This window comes from Kitasatospora sp. NPDC057512, assembly GCF_042802135.1.
GTDB lineage: Bacteria > Actinomycetota > Actinomycetes > Streptomycetales > Streptomycetaceae > Kitasatospora.
In genome coordinates this window covers 1-2,236 of sequence record NZ_JBHVET010001043.1, presented here as the reverse complement: position 1 = coordinate 2,236, position 2,236 = coordinate 1, and the positions used below count along the sequence as shown (strand labels likewise).

The following is a 2,236-nucleotide window of genomic DNA, read 5'->3' as shown; positions in this document are numbered from 1 at the left end:
CCCCGGGACGGCGATCCGTCCCGGGGCCCCTCCGTGCGCTTCGGGCTCAGCCCCGCAGGGCCACCGCGAAGTACTCCAGCTCGGCGGCCAGCTCGGCCGGCACCTTGGCGTGCAGCAGGGTGCCCTCGCCGGTGTGCTCGGTGGAGAGCAGCTCGCCCTCGGCGTGCACCCGGGAGACCAGCGCGCCCTGGGTGTAGGGCACCAGGGCCCGCACCTCGACCGCCGGACGCGGCAGCTCGTCGTCGATCAGCCGCAGCAGCTCCTCGATGCCGGCGCCGCTGCGGGCCGACACCACGATGGCGTGCGGCTCGCGGCGCAGCAGGCGCTGGAGCACGTGCGGATCGGCGGCGTCCGCCTTGTTGATCACCACGATCTCCGGCACGTTCTGCGCGTCGACCGAGACGATGACCTCGCGGACGGCGGCCAGCTGCGTCTCCGGCTCGGGGTGCGAGCCGTCCACCACGTGCAGGATGAGGTCCGCGTCGGCGACCTCCTCCATGGTCGAGCGGAAGGCCTCGACCAGGTGGTGCGGCAGGTGCCGGACGAAGCCGACGGTGTCGGCCAGGGTGTAGAGCCGCCCGGTCGGGGTCTCGGCCCGGCGCACCGTCGGGTCCAGGGTGGCGAACAGCGCGTTCTCCACCAGGACGCCGGCGCCGGTGAGCCGGTTGAGCAGGGAGGACTTGCCGGCGTTGGTGTACCCGGCGATGGCCACGGACGGCACCTGGTGGCGCCTGCGCTCCTGGCGCTTGGTGTCGCGGCCCTTCTTCATGTCGGCGATCTCCTTGCGGAGCTTCGCCATCTTCTCGCGGATCCGGCGCCGGTCGGTCTCGATCTTGGTCTCACCGGGACCGCGGGTGGCCATGCCGCCGCCCGAGGAGCCGGAGCCGCCGCCACCCATCTGCCGGGACAGCGACTGACCCCAGCCGCGCAGCCGCGGCAGCATGTACTGCATCTGCGCGAGCGAGACCTGCGCCTTGCCCTCCCGGGACTTGGCGTGCTGGGCGAAGATGTCCAGGATCAGGGCCGTCCGGTCGACGACCTTGACCTTGACCACGTCCTCCAGGTGGATCAGCTGGCCCGGGGTGAGCTCACCGTCGCAGACCACGGTGTCGGCGCCGGTGGCGGCGACGATGTCGCGCAGCTCCTTCGCCTTGCCGGAGCCGATGTAGGTGGCCGCGTCGGGCTTGTCACGGCGCTGGATGACGCCGTCCAGCACCTGGGAGCCGGCCGTCTCGGCGAGCGCGGCGAGCTCGGCCATCGAGTTCTCCGCCTCCTCCAGCGTGCCGTCCGTCCAGACGCCGACGAGCACCACGCGCTCCAGGCGGAGCTGGCGGTACTCGACCTCGGTGACGTCTTCGAGTTCGGTGGAGAGGCCGGCGACACGGCGCAGGGCGGCTCGCTCGCTGCGGTCGTACTGGTCGCCGTCGTAGTGGTGGCCGCGGTCCTCGTCGATGGCCGCGAGGTCCTCGTCCATGAGGGCTTCCGCCCGCAGACCGTCGAGGCGGCGCGGAGCGTCGGCGTGGTCGCGGGTGTCGAACGTGGAGGTCATTCTGTCCTTTGGCTGGCTGGTACGGGTGGCCTTCGGGGACCGCGGTGGCGGTCCCGTACGGAGTCTGCCCAGCTGCCGCCCCGGCTACCGTCCGGGCGGGGTGAGCTACCCCTCAGGTCCCCGGGTGCCCCCGGGCTCCTGTGCCCGGAGAACGCCGTGGACCGGCCGTGAATTCCCCATGATGGTCGCACGCCCGGCGCGGGCCGGTCATCCCCATTTTCCCCGGGACGGCCGCCCCTACGAGCCCTCCGGGGCGTGCGGCCGGCTCACGTCGTACACCCCTGAGACCTTGAGCATCGCCCGCATCAGCCCGGGCAGCGCGGCCGGCTCGGGCAGTTCGACGGTGTAGGTGTGCCGGACCCGGGACTCCTGCGGCGGCTCGACCTCGGCCGAGACGATGCCGACGCCCGCGCCGGAGATCGCCGCGGTGAGGTCGGCGAGCAGCCGGGGCCGGTTCAGCGCCTCGGCCCGCAGGGTGGCCCGGTGCCCGGCCGCCGGCGCGCCCTCCGACTGCCAGCGGACCTCCAGCTCGGCCCGCCCGTCCGCGCGCATCCGCTCCCCCGCCGGGCAGCCGGTGCGGTGCACGGCGACCGCGCCGCCGCGGATCGGGTAGCCGGCCACCTCGTCCGGCGGCACCGGGGTGCAGCAGCGGGCCAGCCGGACCGACGCCCCGGGCCGGCCGGCCAC

At 74.0% G+C, this 2,236-nt stretch carries 2 protein-coding genes; both read right to left on the bottom strand.

The genetic code is table 11. From position 1 onward, the window contains the following. Positions 1–46: 46 nt before the first annotated feature. Positions 47–1,549, bottom strand: coding sequence for a GTPase HflX (gene hflX / locus ACFU6K_RS37330; RefSeq protein WP_380670846.1), 1,503 nt, complete (start codon positions 1,547–1,549; stop codon positions 47–49). 237 nt (positions 1,550–1,786) lie between these two features. Continuing rightward, the coding region (locus ACFU6K_RS37325) for an ACT domain-containing protein (RefSeq protein ID WP_380670844.1) at positions 1,787–2,236 on the bottom strand (450 nt) is incomplete at its 5' end.

Bases quoted from the DNA above. Each gene is read 5' to 3' on its own strand.
- hflX (WP_380670846.1), bottom strand. From the start codon at position 1,549: ATGACCTCCACGTTCGACACCCGCGACCACGCCGACGCTCCGCGCCGC.